The 21,846-nt window shown below is 51.3% G+C and carries 21 protein-coding genes, 1 tRNA gene and 1 riboswitch; of the genes, 20 read left to right on the top strand and 2 right to left on the bottom strand.

The window, feature by feature from the left end; translation table 11 throughout:
• The 19 genes from hisH (at position 1) to ACTJKB_RS22740 (ending at position 19,426) form a co-directional block, all read left to right on the top strand.
• Complete coding sequence (gene hisH / locus ACTJKB_RS22830; protein ID WP_440836645.1) at positions 1–624, top strand: imidazole glycerol phosphate synthase subunit HisH; 624 nt, start codon at positions 1–3, stop codon at positions 622–624.
• Positions 625–693: 69 nt separating this feature from the next.
• Complete coding sequence (gene hisA, locus ACTJKB_RS22825; RefSeq protein ID WP_440836644.1) at positions 694–1,431, top strand: 1-(5-phosphoribosyl)-5-[(5-phosphoribosylamino)methylideneamino]imidazole-4-carboxamide isomerase; 738 nt, start codon at positions 694–696, stop codon at positions 1,429–1,431.
• A 361-nt stretch (positions 1,432–1,792) separates the two neighbouring features.
• Positions 1,793–2,551 carry an imidazole glycerol phosphate synthase subunit HisF gene (gene hisF, locus ACTJKB_RS22820; protein ID WP_074110584.1) on the top strand — a complete coding sequence of 253 codons (759 nt, stop codon included), beginning with the start codon at positions 1,793–1,795 and terminating at the stop codon, positions 2,549–2,551.
• On the top strand, positions 2,548–3,276 hold the full coding sequence (gene hisIE, locus ACTJKB_RS22815; protein ID WP_440836643.1) for a bifunctional phosphoribosyl-AMP cyclohydrolase/phosphoribosyl-ATP diphosphatase HisIE: 729 nt from the start codon (positions 2,548–2,550) through the stop codon (positions 3,274–3,276). The genes hisF and hisIE overlap by 4 nt, the downstream gene beginning before the upstream one ends.
• A gap of 15 nt (positions 3,277–3,291) precedes the next feature.
• Complete coding sequence (gene hisJ / locus ACTJKB_RS22810) at positions 3,292–4,119, top strand: histidinol-phosphatase HisJ (protein ID WP_440836642.1); 828 nt, start codon at positions 3,292–3,294, stop codon at positions 4,117–4,119.
• Between the two features lie 23 nt (positions 4,120–4,142).
• The gene (locus tag ACTJKB_RS22805; protein ID WP_062523658.1) at positions 4,143–5,093 is read left to right on the top strand and encodes a ribose-phosphate diphosphokinase; all 951 of its coding nucleotides are present in this window, start codon (positions 4,143–4,145) and stop codon (positions 5,091–5,093) included.
• A 265-nt stretch (positions 5,094–5,358) separates the two neighbouring features.
• The gene (locus ACTJKB_RS22800; protein WP_440836641.1) at positions 5,359–7,092 is read left to right on the top strand and encodes a tetratricopeptide repeat protein; all 1,734 of its coding nucleotides are present in this window, start codon (positions 5,359–5,361) and stop codon (positions 7,090–7,092) included.
• 19 nt (positions 7,093–7,111) lie between these two features.
• Positions 7,112–8,065, top strand: coding sequence for a thioredoxin-disulfide reductase (gene trxB, locus ACTJKB_RS22795; protein ID WP_440836640.1), 954 nt, complete (start codon positions 7,112–7,114; stop codon positions 8,063–8,065).
• Between the two features lie 74 nt (positions 8,066–8,139).
• Positions 8,140–8,246, top strand: a riboswitch (TPP riboswitch).
• A 115-nt stretch (positions 8,247–8,361) separates the two neighbouring features.
• A complete protein-coding gene (gene thiC, locus ACTJKB_RS22790) occupies positions 8,362–10,056 on the top strand; it encodes a phosphomethylpyrimidine synthase ThiC (protein ID WP_440836639.1) in 1,695 nt (564 codons plus the stop codon).
• A 262-nt stretch (positions 10,057–10,318) separates the two neighbouring features.
• A complete protein-coding gene (locus tag ACTJKB_RS22785) occupies positions 10,319–10,546 on the top strand; it encodes a DUF1858 domain-containing protein (protein WP_440836638.1) in 228 nt (75 codons plus the stop codon).
• Positions 10,547–10,588: 42 nt separating this feature from the next.
• Positions 10,589–11,860 (top strand): DUF438 domain-containing protein, encoded by a 1,272-nt coding sequence (locus ACTJKB_RS22780; protein WP_440836637.1) that lies wholly within the window; start codon positions 10,589–10,591, stop codon positions 11,858–11,860.
• 203 nt (positions 11,861–12,063) lie between these two features.
• Positions 12,064–13,014: an ROK family glucokinase gene (locus ACTJKB_RS22775; RefSeq protein ID WP_440836636.1), complete on the top strand. Its 951-nt coding sequence runs from the start codon at positions 12,064–12,066 to the stop codon at positions 13,012–13,014.
• Between the two features lie 46 nt (positions 13,015–13,060).
• On the top strand, positions 13,061–13,960 hold the full coding sequence (rapZ, locus tag ACTJKB_RS22770; RefSeq protein ID WP_074110591.1) for an RNase adapter RapZ: 900 nt from the start codon (positions 13,061–13,063) through the stop codon (positions 13,958–13,960).
• 56 nt (positions 13,961–14,016) lie between these two features.
• Complete coding sequence (locus tag ACTJKB_RS22765) at positions 14,017–14,952, top strand: gluconeogenesis factor YvcK family protein (RefSeq protein WP_167374670.1); 936 nt, start codon at positions 14,017–14,019, stop codon at positions 14,950–14,952.
• A 35-nt stretch (positions 14,953–14,987) separates the two neighbouring features.
• Positions 14,988–15,917, top strand: a complete 930-nt coding sequence (whiA, locus tag ACTJKB_RS22760; protein ID WP_440836673.1) for a DNA-binding protein WhiA — start codon at positions 14,988–14,990, stop codon at positions 15,915–15,917.
• A 97-nt stretch (positions 15,918–16,014) separates the two neighbouring features.
• Complete coding sequence (locus ACTJKB_RS22755) at positions 16,015–16,284, top strand: HPr family phosphocarrier protein (protein WP_019914358.1); 270 nt, start codon at positions 16,015–16,017, stop codon at positions 16,282–16,284.
• Positions 16,285–16,510: 226 nt separating this feature from the next.
• The gene (locus ACTJKB_RS22750) at positions 16,511–17,269 is read left to right on the top strand and encodes an SIMPL domain-containing protein (protein WP_440836635.1); all 759 of its coding nucleotides are present in this window, start codon (positions 16,511–16,513) and stop codon (positions 17,267–17,269) included.
• Positions 17,270–17,555: 286 nt separating this feature from the next.
• Positions 17,556–18,656 (top strand): PdaC/SigV domain-containing protein, encoded by a 1,101-nt coding sequence (locus ACTJKB_RS22745; protein WP_440836634.1) that lies wholly within the window; start codon positions 17,556–17,558, stop codon positions 18,654–18,656.
• 131 nt (positions 18,657–18,787) lie between these two features.
• On the top strand, positions 18,788–19,426 hold the full coding sequence (locus ACTJKB_RS22740; protein ID WP_440836632.1) for a GDSL-type esterase/lipase family protein: 639 nt from the start codon (positions 18,788–18,790) through the stop codon (positions 19,424–19,426).
• Positions 19,427–19,504: 78 nt separating this feature from the next.
• Here the strand turns inward: ACTJKB_RS22740 and clpP are convergent, their stop codons facing one another.
• Positions 19,505–20,101 carry an ATP-dependent Clp endopeptidase proteolytic subunit ClpP gene (gene clpP / locus ACTJKB_RS22735; protein WP_074088729.1) on the bottom strand — a complete coding sequence of 199 codons (597 nt, stop codon included), beginning with the start codon at positions 20,099–20,101 and terminating at the stop codon, positions 19,505–19,507.
• A gap of 194 nt (positions 20,102–20,295) precedes the next feature.
• A tRNA-Arg gene (locus ACTJKB_RS22730) sits at positions 20,296–20,370 on the bottom strand.
• 331 nt (positions 20,371–20,701) lie between these two features.
• Here ACTJKB_RS22730 and ACTJKB_RS22725 point away from each other — a divergent pair.
• A complete protein-coding gene (locus ACTJKB_RS22725; protein ID WP_440836631.1) occupies positions 20,702–21,754 on the top strand; it encodes a sugar-binding transcriptional regulator in 1,053 nt (350 codons plus the stop codon).
• Positions 21,755–21,846 lie beyond the last annotated feature (92 nt).

The following is a 21,846-nucleotide window of genomic DNA, read 5'->3' as shown; positions in this document are numbered from 1 at the left end:
ATGACCGTTGCAATCGTCGATTACGGCATGGGCAATCTGCATAGTGTCAGCAAGGCGGTGGAACGACTCGGGTATAAAAGTCTTGTGACGGGTGAGGCCGGGGAGATTCTGGCTGCCGATAGCGTCATTTTGCCGGGTGTTGGTGCGTTTGGCGATGCGATGGAGCATCTGCGGGAGAGCGGGCTGGATGCTGTGGTCCGTGAAGCCGCATCTTCAGGACAGCCGCTGCTGGGGATATGCCTCGGAATGCAGCTGCTGTTCAGCAGCGGTGAAGAATACGGCACTCATGAAGGGCTTGATCTTCTGCCTGGCTCGGTGGTCCGTTTTGCACCGCGTGAGGGCTATAAAGTCCCGCATATGGGCTGGAACAAGCTGGATTTCCTTCAGCCGCAGAGTCCGTTGTTCGCGGAACTTGAAGCAGGGCATGTATACTTTGTCCACTCTTTCCATGCTGTCATGGCACAGCAGAGCGATCTGCTCGCCATCACAGATTACGGTCATCCGGTTACGGCTATTGTAGGCCGGGAGAATATATTCGGTATGCAGTTTCACCCGGAGAAAAGCGGAGAGCTGGGAATGCAGCTGCTGGGCAATTTCTTGCAACTGAAGGGTACGCGGGTGTAAGCCCGGTATATATAATGAACTTAAGAAACTCTCTATATAACTATATTGTAGCGAAGGTAGGAGCGCCTCATGTCTTCTTTTATCGTATATCCGGCGATTGATATCCGGGATGGAAAATGCGTCAGACTGCAGCAGGGTGATTACAACCAAGAAACCATATACAATGACAGCCCGCTAAAGGTAGCCAAATCTTGGGAAGAGCAGGGCGGGAAGTTTATTCATCTCGTCGATTTGGACGGAGCCAAGGCCGGACATCCGGTAAATGACGCCATCATCGGAGCTATCGCCAAAAACGCGGGTGTTCCCGTACAGGTAGGCGGAGGCCTCCGCACGCTTGCGGATGTGGAAAAACTGCTGGGACTCGGCGTCAGCCGTGTCATTATCGGTACAGCCGCCATCAACGATCATGCCTTCACAGAGGCTGTGCTCGCCAAATACGGCGACAAAGTGGCGATTGGCATCGATGCCCGTGGCGGCTATGTTGCCACTCATGGCTGGCTGAACACCTCTGAGGTTCGTGCAGAGGATCTGGCCAAGGAGCTGGCAGCCAAAGGTGCCGAAACGTTCATTTACACCGACATCTCACGCGACGGTATGATGCAGGGTCCAAACATTGAGGGCATCGTATCCATGGCCGCTACCAGCGGTAAAACCGTGATCGCCTCTGGCGGCGTCACAAGTCTGGACGACCTGCTGCGCCTTAACGTACATAGCGGTAGCGGAGTCGGCGGTGCGATAGTCGGCAAAGCGTTATACACTGGCAATATTGATCTTTCGGAGGCTTTGAAGGCTCTGAACGGGAAATAGAATAATTGACAGGGCTTTTGGCTGCACGAATGCAGTTTGAGCTCGATCCAAAGTTTAGTTCCCATCTTATGGATATTCTTTCCGTAGGCGGTGCGAAGCCGCCGCCCCGTCAGGGCCAGAACGTGGAACACGAAAGTTGTTTTAAGGTTTAGATTTTGCCCTTGCAGGTGCACTCACGTAGAAGCGGCCTCGCAGGGGTTAGCGATCCTTTAGCCCATAATTTCCCGGGAGCTCAGGCCCTCTGCCTACGCCAGCCATCCAGGTGTCCAGAGGGCCGGGGCCCTTGGGGTCCCCCTTGGCTAAGGGGGATTTAGGGGGATCGAAAATTTCTCACTCGAAAACTATGGAAAGGGGTTATTTCATGTTAGCCAAACGCATCATTCCCTGTCTGGATGTTAAAGACGGGCGGGTAGTCAAAGGCGTGAACTTTGTGAATCTGCGCGATGCCGGGGATCCGGTGGAGCTGGCGGCATTGTATGACCGGGAAGGCGCCGATGAGCTTGTATTTCTGGATATTTCCGCCTCTGTGGAAGGCCGGGCCACGATGGTTGAAGTCGTGCGGCAGACCGCAGGTGAAATTGCCATCCCCTTTACAGTGGGCGGAGGGATCTCTACTCCGGAGGATATGAAGCGCATCCTGCGCGCGGGTGCGGACAAAATCGGTATCAATACAGCGGCGGTCAATAATCCGCAGCTCATTCTAGAAGGGGCCCGGCGTTTCGGAGCCCAGTGTATTGTAGTGGCGATGGATGCCAAATACAATGAGGCTTGGGGCGAATGGGAAGTATATACGCACGGCGGGCGCAAGCCTACGGGAATCCGTGCGCTGACCTGGGCCAAGGAGGCCGAGAAGCTGGGAGCCGGCGAGATTCTGCTGACCAGCATGGATGCGGACGGCACCAAGGATGGCTTCGATCTGAAGCTGACCGCTGCGGTGAGTGACCTGCTTACCATTCCCGTGATTGCTTCGGGGGGAGCAGGGAAGATGGAGCATTTTTATGATGTATTTACGGAAGGCAAAGCCGACGCTGGACTGGCGGCGACGATTTTTCACTATAAAGAAATTGCCATTCATGATTTGAAAGCAGATCTGAAGCAAAAAGGGGTAGAGATCCGATGAGCGAAGCAGAGCAATTAACAGCCCAGAGCCAACAGGAAGTATTAGAGGGCATCCGCTGGAATGAAGCTGGACTGCTCCCTGCCGTAGTGCAGGATGCGAACAGTCTGGAAGTGCTAATGGTTGCCTATATGAATAAAGAATCCCTGCAGCTATCGCTGGAGAGCGGACAGACCTGGTTCTGGAGCCGTTCGCGCAGCGAACTGTGGCATAAAGGGGGGACCTCCGGCAATACCCAGGCTATTACTTCCATCCATTATGATTGCGACAGCGACACTCTGCTGTTGAAGGTGGTACCGGAAGGGCCAGCTTGCCATACAGGGGAAACTTCCTGTTTCTTCCGTGAGCTCCCGCTGAGCCATCCGGCAGCAGCAGGCAGCGTTAAGGGACCAACTGCCGCGACTGCCTCGCAGGGGCTGAGCGACAGTGAGCGTTTTGCCGTTCTCGGGGAGCTGGAGCGGGTGATTGCCGAGCGGGAAGCAGAACGGCCGGAAGGCGCGTATACAACCTACCTGTTCGATAAAGGTGTTGATAAAATTCTGAAAAAAGTGGGCGAAGAGGCCTCGGAAACGATCATCGCCGCCAAAAATAAAGACAATGCCGAACTGCGCCTTGAAGTCAGCGATTTGATCTACCATCTGCTGGTGCTGCTGCAGGAGCGCAAGCTTCCGCTGGATGAGATTATGGAGGAACTGAGCGCCCGCCATGAACGGCCGCGCCGTGATTAGGAAGGAGCCTTCAGCATGCGTATTGATTACCATACCCACCATGAGCGCTGTGGACATGCAGTAGGAACCCTTGAACAGTATGTGCAGCGGGGTATTGAACTGGGGCTGGAGCAGCTCGGTTTATCTGATCACCTGCCGCTTCTTCATGTAGACCCGGATACCTACTATCCAGAGATGGCGATGCCGTTATCCGAGCTTCCCCGCTATGTGGACGAATGTCTGAACCTCAAGGAGCGTTATCGCGGAAGGATCGAGCTGCGTGTAGGACTGGAAGCCGATTATATCGAAGGCTATGAGGAGCAGATCCGTGAGCTTTTGGCACCGTATCCCTGGGACTATTTGATCGGTTCGGTGCATTTTCTCCGAGAATGGGACATTACGGATTTTCGCCAGACGCATGGCTGGGAAGGTCAAGATGTGATGGAGGTTTACCGCCGGTATTATGATGCTGTACGGAAGTCGGCGTTATCGGGATTATATGATATTATAGGACATATGGATGTTATCAAACGGTTTGGCTACGGTCCACAGACACCGGAGGGTAAGGCCAAGGTGCGGGGGATGGAGCTGGAGGCGCTCGGGGCGATAGCGGGCAGCGGCATAGCGATGGAGCTTAACGCATCAGGGCTTACCAAGCCCTGCGCGGAGATGTTTCCCGCTGAGCATGTGCTGCAGCAGGCTTTGAAGCTGGGCATACCGCTCACCCTGGGCTCTGATGCCCATGATCCAATGAAGCTGGGAGACGGCTTGCAGGAAGCCCGCAGCTTGCTGTGGCACACCGGTTTCCGCGAATTGGCTGTGTTTGAGGGTCGTGTCCGCACAATGGTTCCGTTTGAACTATAAATTTTGATCCCCAGGAGGGTACTATGCATCATCATCAATTGCGTATTTTTTCCGGTTCGTCGAATCCGAAGCTGGCCGCTGATATTGCGGAGCGTCTGGGCGCACCGCTGGGCCAGATTAAGCTGACCCGCTTCAAGAGCGGCGAGATTTATGTGCATTATGAAGAGAGCATCCGGAACTGTGACGTATTTTTGGTGCAATCCCTCGCTCACCCCATTAATGAGCTGTTCGTAGAGCTGCTGGTCATGATTGATGCGGCTAAGCGGGCGTCGGCAAGAACGGTAAATATTATTGTGCCTTACTACGGCTATGCCAGACAGGAGCGCAAATCAGCGCCGCGCGAGCCGATATCGGCTAAGATGGTTGCTGATGTGCTTACAACCGCCGGAGCTACCCGTGTGATTACAATTGATCTGCATGCGGCGGCTATTCAAGGCTTTTTCAACATTCCGGTAGATCACTTGACGGCACTTGATCTGATCAGCGGATATCTGAAGGTTAAAGGCTTGTCCGACCTGGTTGTGGTGTCTCCCGATGCAGGCCGTGCCTCCATGGCAGAGAAGCTGGCTAGCCGTCTGGACTCGCCATTTGCTATTATGATCAAGAAGCGCCCGGCTCACAATGAATCGGTGATTACACATGTGATTGGTGATGTAGAGGGACGGACGCCTATCATTATCGAGGACCTGATCGATACAGGCACAACGATTGTGAATGTGGTGGAAGGCCTGAAGGAGCGCGGGGCGAAGAACAGCATCGTTTGTGCTACTCATGGCCTTTTTTCGGGGGATGCACTAAGCCGTATGGTCCACCCCAATATAGATGAAATTGTCGTTACCGATTCCATTGCACTGCCAGATGATCATTCCAGCCGGTTCACTGTGCTCTCCGTAGCACCTATGCTGGCTGAAGCCACACGCATTATTATTGAAGGCGGTTCTATTGATAAGCTGTTCAGAGACGCGGGGATTTAATTCCTGTGTCTTTTTTATATTAGGACAAGAGCCAAACCAGATTGAACAATCAGGGGGCTTGAATGGCTTTTTGAAGCTTTTTCCTCCTGTGGAGTCCCTTCCAATCTTGAGAATCCCCCTGTCACATGTGGTATACTGTGTGAAGACAGTCGGGACCAAAAATGGAAACGACGGCACTTAGGTGGGAGTCCGGGCAGGTGTTTGCTGCCGCTCTCCTATTTTTCGTGAGGATAAGGAAGCTTACAAAGGGAGGTGCCTTGCTTCCATGATTGAGAGAACTTCAGAGAATAACGCGGTGAATGGTAACGTGATTCCCGTCACTCTGGATGCCAATTTTTTCTTTGAAAGAGCCGTACGGTCATTGGACCGCTTTCAATATGATAAGGCATTGAAGAATTTTCGCAAAGCTGTTGAATATGAGCCGGAAAACCCGGTGAATCATTGCAATATGGCGGGTATATTATCCGAGATGGGGAAATACGAGGATTCCAACGACATCTTGACTCATGTTCTGGAAGAGATTGATCCGTCTATGACAGAGTGCCACTTCTATATGGCTAATAACTACGCTAATATGGAAAACTTTGAAGAGGCGGAGCGCAGTCTTGTGACCTATCTGCAAGAGGATGCAAGCGGTGAGTTTCTGGCCGAGTCCGAAGAGCTGATGGAACTGCTGCAGTATGAGCTGAATCGGCCCGCTCCGCTAGTCCGGATCCGCAGCCGGGAAGGTGTGGTGGAGCATGACAGAGCCCGGAGTCTTTTGGAGGAAGGTAAATTCCCGCAAGCGGTAAAGCTGCTTGAAGAGATTGTCCTGAATATTCCGGACTTCCTGGCGGCGCATAACAATCTGGCTCTTGCCTATTTCTATATGGGCCGCTTCGCCAAAGCCAAGGAATGTCTTGGCGAAGTGCTGAAGCAGGATCCGGGCAACCTGCATGCTCTCTGCAACATGGCGATTTTCCTGCAATATGCTGGCGATCAAGACCAGCTTGCGGGATTGGTGCGTATGCTTGAAGCGACAGTGCCTTTTCATCAGGAGCATGTTTTTAAAATGGCGACAACGATGGGCATACTGGGCAAGCACAAAACTGCATATGGACATTTCCGCCGTCTGCTGAAGGATGAAGAGGTTGGCGGTGATGCCGGTTTGTACCATTATTGCGCGGCGGCGGCCAGCAACAGCGGGCTTCATACTGAGGCTGTACGCTGCTGGCAGATGGCCGCCAGGCTGGACCCGGAATCAGCAGTGCCGAAATTTTTCCTGTCCCAGATGCAGCTGGCACAGTCAGAGGGCAGGCCGCTGCCTCCGGTAAGCTATAATTATCAGCTGCCTTTTCAGGAGCAGTTGAAGCAGTGGAAGAACAATACGAACAGCTTCACGGAAGAAGTACAGAATAATCCACTGCTGCGCGCTTCGTTCTTTTGGGCGCTGCGCTACGGTGATGCCGGCACGAAGCTCCAGGTGACAGAAGCGCTGCGCTGGATTGAGGACGATGAAATATCCGATGTTCTGAAGGGAGTCTCGGAGCAGGAACCGCTGCAGGAGGCTGCGCTTCTCAGTCTGCAGCGGCTGATCGGCGGCAGTCCGGAGGAAAGTGTAATCCAGAGGGCCGTTCAAGAACCGGTTGTGCCAGGCCATAAAGGGCCGCCAGAGTGGAAAGAAGATTGGCAGCGGATTATAGATCATATGGCTGCTGTGATGGACCGGAGATTGGATGCCGCCCAGAAGAGGGATGCTGAGCTCCTTTGGAAGCAGTTCATAGCCCGCCTCTACCCGGATGTCCCCTTGTTCCGGCATGCAGAGGGCTGGTGTGCGGCTCTGGAATATTTAACTGCCAAGCTTCATGGTCATCCGGTTACCTACCGTGAGGCTGCCCAGCATTACGGCGTTTCCGTCTCCATGGTAAGCCGGTACGCACGGCGTATTCATCAAGCATGCGGGTTGACGCAGGACGGGGCGGCAGCAGACATTTTGCCGCCATTTACGGAAAATATCTGACCCTAAGGAGGACTTGCTAATGTACAAAACAATTGTAATCGGAACAGGTCCGGCAGGATTAACTGCTGCGATTTACCTGGCACGTGCTAACCTCAGCCCCCTTGTTATTGAAGGATTGCAGCCAGGAGGACAATTGACTACGACGACAGAGGTAGAGAACTTTCCTGGTTTTCCTGAAGGTATTCTAGGTCCGGATCTGATGGATAACATGCGCAAGCAGGCAGAACGCTTTGGGGCTCAATTTAAAAATGGTTGGGTGGATTCTGTGGATTTCTCGCAGCGCCCTTTCAAAGTAACCGTGGATGGTCTGGGTGTACTGGAAGCAGAGTCGGTGATTATATCAACTGGTGCTTCGGCAAGATACCTGGGCATACCGGGAGAGCAGGAGAATGTCGGACGTGGGGTTAGTACCTGTGCAACCTGCGACGGTTTCTTTTTCCGCGGTAAAAAGATAGTCGTGGTCGGCGGCGGCGATTCCGCAATGGAGGAAGCCAGCTTCCTCACGCGGTTCGCTTCCAGCGTAACCCTGGTCCACCGCCGTCCGGAGCTGCGCGCTTCGAAGATTATGCAGGACCGGGCGCGGGAGAACAGCAAAGTAGCCTGGGCACTGAACCGCACGCCGCTTGAAGTGACCCTCGGGGATACCGGGGTAAAGGGACTTACCGTCCGTAACAATGATACGGGTCTTGAGGAGCTCGTGGAAGCAGATGGCGTATTTGTCGCTATCGGCCATACACCGAATACCGCTTTCCTGGGCGGTCAGATTACTACGGATGCCAACGGCTACATCGTTGTGAATCCGGGGACAACCGAAACCAACATTCCCGGCGTGTTCGCTTGTGGGGATGTTCAGGATACCCGTTACCGGCAGGCAATTTCCGCTGCAGGAACCGGCTGCATGGCTGCTATGGATGCCGAGAAATATCTGGAAGGCGCTATGGTACATGACTGGAGCGAAACGCTGGATAAGTAACGACAATGCTGGTTAAGCAAATTTTTTGATTGACAACATATACCTTCTAAATTAGATTGTATGTAATTAGATAAGATACCCACTAGGGGAGCCTGAATAGGCTGAGACGGGGAAATTGAATTCCCGGACCCTTGAACCTGATCTGGATCATACCAGCGTAGGAAAGTGGAGCCGGACCTTTTTTGAGCACAGCCGTATTGGGCTGTTCATGAATAAAGCCGCTCCAGGTGGAGCGGCTTTTTGCTGCGTGCTGATCTTATCTGAATGGCTCACAGAGCGATGAGGAGGAGATAAGAATGTCAAATTCATCAAAAAAGGAACAAGTCGATCTTTCGGGATTTCCCGCAAGCCGTAAGGTGTATGTAGAGGGCTCGCGTCCGGATATTCAGGTTCCGATGCGTGAGATCCATCTTAGCCGGACCGAAGGTGTTGCGGGGGAAGAGGACAATGCGCCGCTACGTGTCTATGATACCAGTGGTATTTACACCGATGCCGCTGAAGATACCGATGTTCGGAAAGGGTTGCCTCCGCACCGCTTAAGCTGGATTGCGGAGCGCGGGGATTCAGAGGAGTACGCCGGGAGAACCGTTCAGCCCGGAGATTCCGGATTAGCTGCAGACCGGACGTCGGCAGAAGGGTTCGCTGGCTTGAAGCGAAATCCTTTAAGAGCACGTGAGGGCCGCAATGTCACCCAACTGCATTATGCGCGGCAGGGGATGATTACACCGGAAATGGAGTTTATCGCGATTCGCGAGAATACCCGGCCTGAATTTGTAAGGGATGAGGTCGCTGCCGGACGGGCCATTATCCCGGCTAATATCAACCATCCTGAGAGTGAGCCGATGATCATCGGCCGTAACTTCCTGGTTAAGATCAACGCGAACATTGGGAATTCCGCCGTCTCATCTTCCATTGAAGAGGAAGTGGAGAAGATGAGATGGGCGACCCGATGGGGTGCCGATACGATTATGGATCTCTCCACTGGTGCAAAAATTCATGCCACCCGCGAATGGATTATCCGCAACTCACCAGTACCGATCGGCACAGTGCCGATCTATCAGGCGCTGGAGAAGGTAAAAGGAATAGCCGAGGATCTGACCTGGGAGCTGTACCGCGACACGCTGATTGAACAGGCGGAGCAAGGTGTGGATTACTTTACCATTCATGCCGGGGTGCTGAAGCGGTATATCCCGCTTACTGCCGGAAGAATGACCGGAATTGTGTCCCGAGGCGGCTCCATCATGGCGGCCTGGTGCCTTGCACATCAGCAAGAGAACTTTTTATATACACATTTTGAAGAAATCTGTGAGATTATGAAGACTTATGATGTGGCCTTTTCCTTGGGAGACGGACTGCGCCCGGGCTCCATCGCCGATGCCAATGATGAGGCTCAGTTCGCTGAGCTGGAGACGCTTGGGGAGTTGACAGCCGTCGCCTGGAAACATGATGTTCAGGTGATGGTCGAAGGTCCGGGGCATGTGCCGATGCACAAGATCAAGGAAAATATGGACAAGCAGCTCGAGCTCTGCCAGGAAGCCCCTTTCTACACCCTAGGTCCGTTAACCACGGATATTGCCCCGGGTTATGACCATATTACTTCGGCGATTGGCGCGGCGATGATCGGCTGGTTTGGGACAGCGATGCTGTGCTATGTTACGCCCAAGGAGCATCTGGGGCTGCCTAACAAGAATGACGTGCGCGAAGGAGTTATCACCTACAAAATTGCTGCTCATGCTGCAGATCTGGCTAAAGGCCACCCGGGTGCCCAGGATCGGGACAATGCATTGTCCAAGGCTCGGTTCGAGTTCCGCTGGCGTGACCAGTTCCATCTGTCGCTTGACCCAGAGCGGGCGCTGGAGTACCATGATGAGACTCTTCCTGCCGAGGGTGCCAAAACAGCGCATTTCTGCTCCATGTGCGGTCCCAAATTCTGCAGCATGCGCATTTCGCACGATATCCGTAATTCGTTCAGACTGAGCAAAATGCTATAACTGGAACGGGCTTTATAAGAGGCTGTTTCCCTTGCTGTAACAGGCGGAGGAAGCAGCCTTTTTCTATATCCATGAGTTGGCATACAGGCATGCCGGCAACAAAAGCGGGGCCAATTCATTTCTGCTTTGCAATGAATAGTTGCAGGTATATAAGTTTATAATTTAGTGACTGCAATCACTCTTCGGCCCTGTACCCTATGCTAAGCTGTTGTTGAGAAAGGTTATCAATTGGCATGAAGCTAAGCTGCAGGAGGAGAGTGCAATGAGCAAACACCTTAACATGGATGAGTCCATATTCGAGCTGGTCAGTCGTTATCCGGAGGCCGTAGACATTATGGTTGAGCTGGGTTTCCGCGATATTACGAAGCCTGGCATGCTGCAGACGGCGGGCCGGTTCATGACCTTGTCTAAAGGAATCACAATGAAGAAAATGGATCGCGAAATCGTCCGGCTGGCTTTTCAGAGCCATGGCTTCGAGATTATTGAATAGATCGCTGAGATTAACAAGTGGAATAGAGAAGGGGAGAGAACGATGAGCGAACTGATTAACAACCGTGAAATGGATATTCCTGAGCAGACACGCCGCCAAGCTATGCTTAAGGAGATTATTAAGGAATTGCATGCCGGAAAAAGTGTAGAGGAAGTCAAAGCGCGTTTTGCAGAAGCGGTAGGTGATGTTACGGTAGCAGAAATTTCCGCGATGGAGCATTCCCTGATGACGGAGGAGGGGATTCCTGTAACGGAGGTACAGCGCCTATGCTCTGTGCATACGGCCATTTTTAAAGGCTCAATCCAGGAAATTCACCGTTCTAACAAGCCAGAGGAGCAGCCGGGACATCCTGTCCACACCTTTAAGCTGGAGAACCGTGAGATTGAACGGCTGGTGAACTTCCGCTTGCAGCTGCATGCCGATAAATTCCAAAGGAATGACAGCGAAGAGATGATTTTCAAACTGCTGGAGGATCTGAGCCTGCTGCTGGATCTCGACAAGCACTACAGCCGCAAAGAAAATCTACTATTCCCTTACCTTGAGAAATACGGCATTTATGGACCAACCAAGGTAATGTGGGGAGTGGATGATGGTATTCGCGGCATGATTAAACAGGCAAAAGCGGCGCTCAGTGCGTACAACGGGGAAGCTGCGGAGCTTGGAGCTCTTCTGACGAACATTATCCAGGAAGTAAATGAAATGATCTTTAAGGAAGAAAATATTCTGCTGCCGATGGCGCTCGATAAGCTGACTGAAGATGAATGGGTCAAAATCGCCCGCGAAAGCGACGAAATTGGCTTCTGTCTAACTGCACCGGAGCAGGAATGGATTCCTGAGCGTGCCGCAGAACCGGAGGGAGCAGCCGTGCAAGCGGAAGAAGGAGAGGGAGAAGGAGGATTATCGCCGCAAGGCTTTATCCGCTTCGAGACAGGCCTGCTGTCGCTGCATCAGCTGGAAACAGTGCTGAATCATTTGCCTGTCGACCTGACATTTATTGATGAAAATGATGTGGTCCGTTACTTCTCGCATGGAAAAGAGCGGATCTTCGCCCGGACTAAGGCTGTCATTGGACGCACGGTGCAGAACTGTCACCCGCCGCAAAGTGTGCATGTCGTTGAGAAGCTGCTGGAGGATTTCAAGGCGGGCCGCAAAGACGCGGAGGATTTCTGGATTGCCATAAAGGATAAATTTATCTACATCCGTTATTTCGCAGTACGTGACGAAGCGGGCAACTACATGGGCACCCTTGAATTTACCCAGAACATCGCCCCGATCCGCGCACTGGAGGGACAGAAACGGATTTTGTCGGAGTAGCCGTCTAGAATCAAATGCCCACCGGCCATCACCTTACGTTTAAGCTGATCCATCCGCCCCTTGCCGCATTGGCAAGAGGCTATTTTTATACCAGACCCCTCATATGGCCGGGTGTGTCGCCTTTCCTTGACCGCAGGGGTACCTTCTATTATAGTGGGTACGTAGGATTAACTATTTTAGCATAGAAAAAGGTGGCTTGTTACATGTCTGAAAGTATCTACGTTGGCGTGGATTTAGGTGGAACCACGATTAAGGTTGGAATCTGCAATGCCGAGGGGAACCTGCTGCATACTTTTGAGGGACCTACGGGGACTGCGGATGGCGTCGATGCCGTCATCGATAATATCGAAAAGTATGTGCGTCAGATTGTGGAGGAATCCCCGTACTCTTGGGATCAGCTTGCCGGTGTAGGAGCGGGCCTGGCCGGGTTTACGAATATTCGTGAAGGAATCATCATCCTTGCGCCTAACATAGGTTTTAGAGATGTGCCGATCCGCTCCATTCTGGAGGGTCGTTTGAACAAGCCTGTCAAAATAGACAATGATGCCAATGTGGCTGCGCTGGGTGAGGCATGGAGCGGAGCGGGACGTGGTGTGGAGAATTGTGTCTGCTACACGCTGGGCACGGGTGTCGGCGGCGGTATCATTATTAATGGCAAGGTGTATCAAGGTTTTGCCGGCCTTGCGGGCGAGCTTGGTCATATTTCCGTAGTGCCTGATCTGGAAGCTATCCAATGCGGCTGCGGTAATATGGGTTGTTTGGAGACCGTCTCCTCTGCAACGGGTATTATTCGCATGGCAAACGATGCGGTTAGCCGCGGCGACCGCACTTCCCTGTCCATGGTGGAGAAAATTGCCGCCAAAGAAGTATTTGATGCAGCCAAGGCCGGAGATGAAGTCGCTCTGCGAATTGTGAACCGTGCTGCGTTCTATCTGGGTAAATCCATGGCTGCTGTCGCAGCGGTGCTTAATCCAGAGGTATTCATCGTTGGGGGCGGTGTCTCCAAAGCCGGAGATATTCTGTTTGAAGAGGTTCGCCGCGTGTTCGCGAAGCTGGCCCCGGCCCCACTGCAGACCGGAGTGACCATCGTGCCTGCCGAGCTTGGAAATGATGCGGGTATTATTGGCGCTGCAGGTCTTTTGCTGCGTTCTTAAGCAGATGGAATTATTCATATACTATGTATAGGGAGGGGGCGCTTTGATGACCGAACTGGAACAATCACCGCCCGGTGGTGCCACCCTGATCATTATTACGGGCATGTCAGGTGCAGGCAAGACAATTGCCGTACAGAGCCTGGAAGATCTCGGGTTTTTCTGTGTGGATAATTTGCCGCCGGTGCTGATTCCCAAATTCGCTGAGCTGATAGAGCAGTCCAAAGGAAAAATCGCCAAAGTAGCGCTTGTTATCGATTTGCGCGGGAGAGAATTCTTCACAGCTTTGTCGGAATCACTGTCCTATATCAAAGATGAATCTACGATCGGTTTTGAAATTCTCTTCCTGGATGCAACGGATTCCGTACTGGTACAGCGCTACAAGGAGAGTCGGCGGCATCATCCGCTGGCACCCCAAGGCATGCCGCTGGATGGCATCCGCTTGGAACGTCAGATGCTGGAGGAGCTGAAGAATTCAGCAACCTTATGTTTTGACACCAGCAGCATGAAGCCTGTCCAGTTGAAGGAGAAGATTGTATCGCGTTTTTCCCATCTGGGCAAAAGCACTCTTTCTGTTAATATTACTTCGTTTGGCTTCAAATACGGAATTCCGATTGACGCAGACCTTGTGTTTGATGTTCGTTTTTTGCCGAATCCTCATTATGTGGATCATTTGCGGCCAAAGACCGGTCAGGATAGCGAGGTTTACGATTATGTCATGAAATGGCCGGAGACACAGACGTTTCTGACCAAACTGCTGGATATGCTTCATTTCCTGATTCCGCAATACCGGAAAGAAGGCAAATCCCAGATTATTATCGGCATTGGCTGTACGGGTGGCAAACACCGCTCTGTGGCAATATCCGAATACCTGGGCAAGATGCTGGGGGTTAGCGAGACGGAGTCGGTAGCCGTCAGCCACCGGGACTCCGAGCGTGACCGGCATTAAGAGAGAAGGGGTCAATAGTGGCTGAAGAACAAGGACAACGTCCACGTATCGTCGTTATGGGTGGAGGTACGGGATTGTCTGTTATGCTTCGCGGTTTGAAGGAAAAGCCGCTTGATATTACAGCGATCGTTACGGTTGCGGATGACGGGGGAAGCTCTGGCATACTGCGCAGTGAACTGCAAATGCCACCCCCTGGCGATATCCGCAATGTACTGACAGCAATGGCTGATGTAGAACCACTCATGGCCCAGATCATGAAATACCGCTTCAGCAGCGGAGAAGGCTTGGCCGGGCATAGCCTCGGGAATTTGATTCTGGCGGCGCTTACGGACATTTCCGGTGATTTTGTAACTGCGGTCCGGGAGCTTAGCCGGTTATTCGCCGTGCGCGGACGCGTGCTGCCTGCTGCTGGCGAAGCCGTAGTGCTGCACGCCGAGATGGCCGATGGCTCTATGATCACAGGTGAGTCCAAAATCCCTGAGGCCAGGGGAGTCATCAAACGGGTCTCCCTGGAGCCGGCAGATGTAGAGCCGCTCCCGGAGGCACTGGAGGCTATCCGCAATGCCGACGCCATCCTGTGCGGTCCAGGCAGTCTGTACACGAGTATCCTGCCGAATTTGCTGGTGCCTAAGCTGGCGGAGGCTGTTGTGGCCTCGGATGCGATCAAAATTTTTGTCTGTAACGTGATGACCCAACCCGGGGAAACAGACAACTACACGGTTAGTGACCACCTTCAGGCCGTCTATGACCACGTAGGACTTCATTTGTTCGATTACGTGATCGTGAACGATGGCGAGATTCCCGAGCAGGTACAGTTAAAGTATGCAGAAAAGGGTGCCCGGCCCGTACAGCTTGACCTTGATGTAGTGGATGGTAACGGCTACAAAGTGATTGCCGACAAGCTGGTATTATTCAAGACCTATCTGAGGCATGATACAGATAAGCTTAGTCATCATATTTACCAGCTTGTGAAAGACTGGATTTCCAGATAAGTCTATTTTGTAGGAACATGAAAGAGGTGAGCCCCTTGTCTTTTGCGGCCCTTACCAAAAAAGAGCTGACGATGGTGGAGAGCCAGCCTTGCTGTGAGAAAGCAGAGATGTCCGCGCTGATCCGGATGAACGGTTCGGTGCAGCTTTCAAGCAAAAAGGTAGTGCTCGACATTTCGACGGAGAACGCCGCGATTGCAAGGCGGGTATATTCTTTACTTAAGAAATATTACCAAGTCCATATCGAGCTGCTCGTGCGTAAAAAAATGCGTTTGAAGAAGAATAACGTTTACATCGTGCGGATTCCAAACCGCGTTCAGGAAATTCTCAAGGATCTGCGGATCGTCTCCGAAGGCTTTATCTTCACTGATGGAATCGACCAGGAGATTGTCGGCAAAAACTGCTGCAAACGCGCATACCTAAGAGGGGCGTTTATGGCGGGAGGATCGGTTAATAACCCAGAAGGATCTTCCTATCATCTGGAGATTGCTTCGATGTACGAGGAGCACTGCAAGGCGCTGGTGGATCTGGCAGGTGAATTCCACCTGAATGCCCGCTGTATTGAGCGCAAAAAGGGCTTCATCCTGTACATCAAGGAAGGCGAGAAAATCATCGAGTTTCTGAGTCTGATCGGCGCACATCAAGCACTGTTCAAGTTCGAGGATGTACGGATTATGCGTGACATGCGCAATTCCGTGAACCGGATCGTTAACTGTGAAACGGCCAACCTGAACAAAACCATAAGCGCAGCGGTGCGGCAGATCGAGAATATCAAGCTGCTGCAGCGTGAGGTGGGGCTGGAAAGCCTACCGGATAAGCTGCGCGAAGTAGCCGAGATCAGACTGGCACACCCGGATATCAACCTTAAGGAAGTTGGCGAAATGCTGAAAGGCACAGTCAGTAAATCGGGAGTAAATCACCGTTTGCGCAAAATTGACGAGCTGGCTGATAAGGTTCGGGGCAGTTGATTATTTTTTTTCTAGTGCGGTTGCGGTTATAATGATATAATATTATAAAATTAATGTGAAATTTTTGGGCAGATCTCAAATAGGGGGTAAGCGTTTCATGACAAAGCACCCGGTAGTTGTACGGTTGAAGACGGGGCTTCACGCTCGGCCGGCAGCATTGTTCGTGCAGGAAGCTAACAAATTCTCGTCGGAGATTTTCGTGGAAAAAGACGATAAAAAAGTGAACGCTAAAAGCATCATGGGTATTATGAGCCTGGCGATCAGTTCCGGCACGGAGATTTATATCAGCGCGGATGGCGCCGATGCGGACCAAGCTGTAACCGCTTTGACAAGTCTTGTCAGCAAAGAAGAGCTTGAGAACCAGTAATTGTTGCAAGGCCTTACTTTTAAATGGTATGACAAAAAGCCCTCCGGGGCTTTTTTTAATGTCTGCGTATAGATATGAAGAAGAAAGGACAAGGCTACGACTATGTACTCCGGTGGTCTTGTTTAACTTTTTTTCTTACCTAATGGGTTGATATGCAACTTTTGCCAAGCCGCGCCGTCTAGAGAGTACCAACAACAATTACAAATAACGAAAGGGGATGGCAAACATGAATGCATGGAGCAAAAAGCTCGGAGCGGTAATGCTGGCAGGGAGTTTGATGATAGGGGGTATGGCTTTGAGCGGAGTGTTCCAAGGTCCTGAAAAGGCTTACGCCGCAGAGGAGGCCCAGAGAAACATCGTCAATGTGATTGGCAAAGGAGAACTTTCCATCAAACCGGACGTTGTCTATCTGTCCATCGGGGTGAACACTTCGGCAGCAACGGCGGAAGAGGCACAGAAAACCAATGGAGCCAAAATCGCCAAGATCACCGCGCTACTGAAGACGACTTGGGGCATTGCAGATAAAGACGTTCAGAGCACCCAATTCAGCGTACAACCGAATTACAGCTATTCTGAAAAAGATGGTCAGCAGATTAAAGGCTACATTGCCCAGCATACGTTGAAGGTAACCTATCGTGATCTGACCAAGGTTGGGGCGCTGCTGGATGCTGCTTCTACTGCAGGAGCGAACAATATTGGCAATGCCCAATTTGCCATTGAAGATCCGTCAGCCTTTGAAGCGCAGGTGATTGAAAAAGCCATGACCAATGCAGATGTAAAAGCTGGAGCTATTGCCAAAGCAGCCAAACGCAGCCTGGGCCAGGTCATTACAGTCACTCAGAATGATGACGGCAACAACCCAGTAATCTACATGGAAAATGCGACAATGTCCAAAGCAGTGGCAGATACAGCCGGAGGCACTTCCGTTGAACCGGGAGAAGTGAAGGTTTCAACGCAGCTTAGCGTAATGTATGAGCTGAAATAGTCCGTTATCCTTAAGAGGCGCTTCTTCTGCTGGTTACAGCAGGGAGTAGTGCCTCTTTTTTTGCGGGGAATGGTTGTGAGATCTCTCATTTTGTTTAAAGAAATGTAATAAGCAGCGCTGAAATGATCGGCGAAGCTTAAGAAATTGTAAAGGGCTTTGTAACAACCGATACTCCTGATGTCTTTATAATGGGAAGAGTGGAAACGAGGGCGGCAAGGAGGCTGCTCTCCGGTATTTTGGAATTTTCATCAAATCTATCATCGTACTAGCGGAAGGGGATAATCATATGAAGAACATCAAGAAGAAACAAGCAAAAGCATGGGGTGCAGGCATTATGGCGGCAGGGATTCTGCTAAGCGGAGGGCTTTTGCCCGCAGGGACCAGTCAGGCTGCTTCAGCTGCGGTTCAGGCAAATGCGGAACATTCGCTAGTGGTGCTGAAGGTAAACGGGAAGATCACACCTCAGACTGGTGTGGTCCATGAAGGGAAAGTGTGGGTGCCGTTGACCTTTTTACGCGATTCACTGGGTATGTCCCTGACCTATGATAAGGCAGAAAAGGCCTATACAATCGGTAAAGGAACAACAAAGGTTAATCTGTCTCTCACCGATTACGAAATTTCAGTCCGGGTGAATAATTTTTATTTAAATAATTATCAAGGTCAAAACATCAACAATCGGCTGTTTGTTCCGCTTGATCTGCTGAACGACTTTCTGGGGTATAAAGGGGATTATAATGGGGCTACAGGCCAATTGAATGTCGTCAGCAAACCGCAAAATGCGATCACCATTAAGACAGAGAGCATTGTCAAGGAACGTAAGGACGCACCGATCAAGGTGGATTATCCTCAGATTAGCGGTCTGGCGAATGCCAAGGCCCAACAAACGATCAACGACACAATTAAGCAGACACTCATCAAATTTGCAGCCGAAGCGGAGAAGGAAATTGCAAATAAATCCTCGGACGACCAGCCGTATGAGTTCGACGGGGGCTATGTAATCACTTATAACCAGGACGGCATACTCAGTCTAATCACGACCCAGTACAGCTATCTTGGCGGTGCTCACGGCATGACTTACCGTGATGCGTTCACGTTCTCTCTGAAGGACGGCAAGCGCCTCCTAATCGGGGATTTGTTGAAGGCCAACCCGAACTATAAAAAAGAGCTTAATGCCAAGTTATCCAAGCTAATCAAGGCAGAAGGCGGCTACCAGGGCGGATTCACCGGCCTGAATACAGAGAAGAACTTTTATGTGAAAGACGGGAAATTGGTAGTATTCTTCCAACTCTATGAATACACCGCTTATGCTTCAGGGTTCCCTGAGTATGAGTTCACCTTCAAGGAGCTTCTGCCGGATGGAAGCAGCCCGTTCGCCGGAATGAAATAAGTGCATTCTTTCATAAAACAGAGATTAGCCCGCTCCGCTAATGCCGTGTATGGACACCTTTCCGTTGCCTGACGCCTCCCCCGTTCATAAGCTAAAGGAGAAACCAGCTTATCAAGCGGGGAGGGAAGGAAATGAGTTATCTGTACACGGCCATTGGTGACTCCTTGACGACCGGATTCGGAGCGCTGCCGGGCAATGGCTTCGTACCCGTTTACCGCAGAATGGCAGAGGGAAGGCTCCGCGAACCAATCAGAGCGGTCAACCTTGGTATCAATGGTCTGACTACGGCTGCATTGGAGCAACGTTTAAGCAGTGACCCCATGTTCCGCCAAGCTGTCAGGGATGCAGATATCGTTACTTTGTCCATTGGAGGAAACGATCTGATCAAGGCAGCCAAAGCTGTGTCATTTCGTCCAGGCTACCTGTCTCCAGCGCTGGAACGGGCGCTTCGTGAATGCAAAAGAAACTTCAGTGAGATTATGGGTTCACTCTGGCAGTTGAAGAACGGCAGCCGCCGGCCCTATATTATCCGGATGGTAGGACTCTATAATCCTTATCCTCAGTTAACGGAGGCTACGAACTGGGTACGCCAGTTCAACGGCTATGTTGCGGGTTACAGCAGCAATGTATGCGGGTTTGCCTCCATCTATCATGAGTTCGCAGGTAATGAGCGTGGACTGCTGTCACTGGATCATGTGCATCCTAACGGCAGAGGGTACCGTGTAATCGCCGGGAAGCTAGACGCTTTGGGTTACAGCCGGTTGGGATGACAAACTGCTGCTATATATACAAAAAAGGGCTGCTCTAGACCATAATGGTCCAGGCAGCCCTTTTGCATGTGCTGTGAATTATACGCCTGCAGGCAGCGTCTTCTCAATAACCTTATCGACAATACCATATTCAGCTGCTTCAGCAGCGGTCATGAAGTAGTCGCGGTCGGTATCCTTCTCGATGCGCTCCAGCGGTTGGCCAGTGCGTTCAGATAGGATACGGTTCAGCTTGTCGCGGAGCTTAAGGATACGGCGGGCACGAATTTCGATGTCTGTAGCCTGTCCTTGAGCACCACCCAGCGGCTGGTGGATCATGATTTCACTGTTTGGCAGCGCGAAGCGCTTGCCCTTGGCACCGGCGTTCAGCAGGAACGCCCCCATGGAAGCGGCCATGCCCACACAAATGGTGGAAACATCCGGCTTAATGTATTGCATTGTATCAAATATAGCCATTCCGGCTGTGATGGAACCGCCAGGGCTGTTCACATACAGGTGAATATCCTTATCCGGATCTTCGGCAGCCAGGAAGAGCATTTGTGCGATGATGGAATTGGCTACCACGTCATTAACCTCCGTTCCGAGGAAAATGATGCGGTCCTTCAGCAGGCGGGAATAGATGTCATAAGCGCGCTCACCGCGGTTGCTCTGTTCTACTACCATAGGAATATAACTCACGTGGAAAACCTCCTTGAATTGGTTCTTCGAATGTGTTCATTTTTTACTGTTACCGTATTAACCACATGATAAACAAATTCAAACAAAAAGTCAAAGAAAGTCAAACTTAGTTAATAAAAAAAGAGCCAACAAGCGGCTCTTTGGTTAAATACTATAGGTGATGACTGCTAAATTATGTACAAAAGTGAAATTAATGGCGCGCCCGCCAAGAATCGAACTTGGATCTCAGGCTTCGGAGGCCTACGTCATATCCATTGGACCACGGGCGCAACAAAAATTATTATAATCTATTTAGGGTTCAAATGCAACGGCTTAATCACACTGCTGTAAAAATATCTTTGTCTTCTTCTAATAATCGGCCTCCAGCGTTCGGGGAAATTCATTTACAAGGCTTTTATCCGGGAGTCACAGGACTTTCAGCACTTTCCATGACGCGGCAGATGTATAAGATGAAAAGAGGTTGAGAATTATAGTCTCGGAAGACTTGCACTCCGCGTAATATTTGGGTAGAATATGGGTGGGACTTAAAAAGTTAACCCGGGACGTTTTAAGACCATGGACAAGGGAATAAGAGGAAGACGAAGTTGCAGGAGTGAAAGCATGCGTAATTTATTAGAAATCCAAAAGCAGCTTCTGCCTGATCTCATGGAAACCCTTAAGAGACGTTACACGATTCTACATCAGATCATGCTGTCCGATATTATTGGGCGCAGAACGCTTGCCGCATCGCTGGATATGACAGAGCGGGTGCTGCGCGCCGAGACGGATCTTCTGAAATCGCAAGGGCTCATTGAGATCGAGAGCGTAGGCATGCGCGTAAGCGATGCGGGGCGCAGACTGCTTGACCTGCTGGAGCCAATCGCCAAGAGCCTGTTTGGCCTGGATGATCTGGAAGAGAAAATTCGTACAACGTATGGTCTGAACAAAGTTATTGTTGTACCTGGTGATTGCGAAACGTCGCCGTTCACGAAGCGTGAGCTGGGACGCGCGGGCGCCAAGGCATTGCTTGGTGTACTGCGGTCGGATGATACCATTGCCGTTACGGGGGGTTCAACGCTTGCTGAAATGGCTGATCAGCTCACACCTCCGTTATCCCTTTCCTATAAGAACGCTTGGGTTGTCCCGGCGCGCGGGGGATTGGGTGAGAGCATGGAGATCCAGGCCAACACCATTGCTTCAAAGATGGCCAAACGGATAGGAGCGAATTACCGCCTACTGCATGTGCCTGATTTACTTAGTGAAGATGCTTACCAGTCACTGGCGCTTGATGCAAATATTGGAGAGATCGTGCAAATTATCCGCAGATCACGAATTATTGTGCATGGTATTGGGGATGCCATTGAAATGACCCGCCGCCGCAAGCTGGATGAGACTACAGTCTCGGAGATTCAGGAAGAAGGGGCGGTTGCCGAATCGTTCGGCTATTATTTCAATGAAGAAGGTCAGGTTGTTCATACCATGCTGACTATGGGGCTCCGCCTTGAGGATATTATCCGCACGGATGTGGTTGTCGGGATCGCCGGAGGCAAACGCAAGGCCAAAGCCATCCATGCGATGCTGCGGTTCGGGCAGGAGGATATACTCGTTACAGATGAGGCGGCTGCTGTCGAAATTGGCAAAGAAATTGACAATCAGATCCAGGCAGTCCTATAGCTTCCAGAATATGGAGAGCAAGCAAAGGACTTATGCATTATACTTAACATTGTTGTCTTGACGAGCCTCACGGCCTGTCTTGAATAAATAAA

Origin of the sequence: Paenibacillus sp. 22594 (assembly GCF_052044425.1) — a bacterium.
Lineage (GTDB): Bacteria > Bacillota > Bacilli > Paenibacillales > Paenibacillaceae > Paenibacillus_AQ.
The sequence above is the reverse complement of the archived record's forward strand: the minus strand, read 5'-3'. Positions and strand labels throughout refer to the sequence as shown.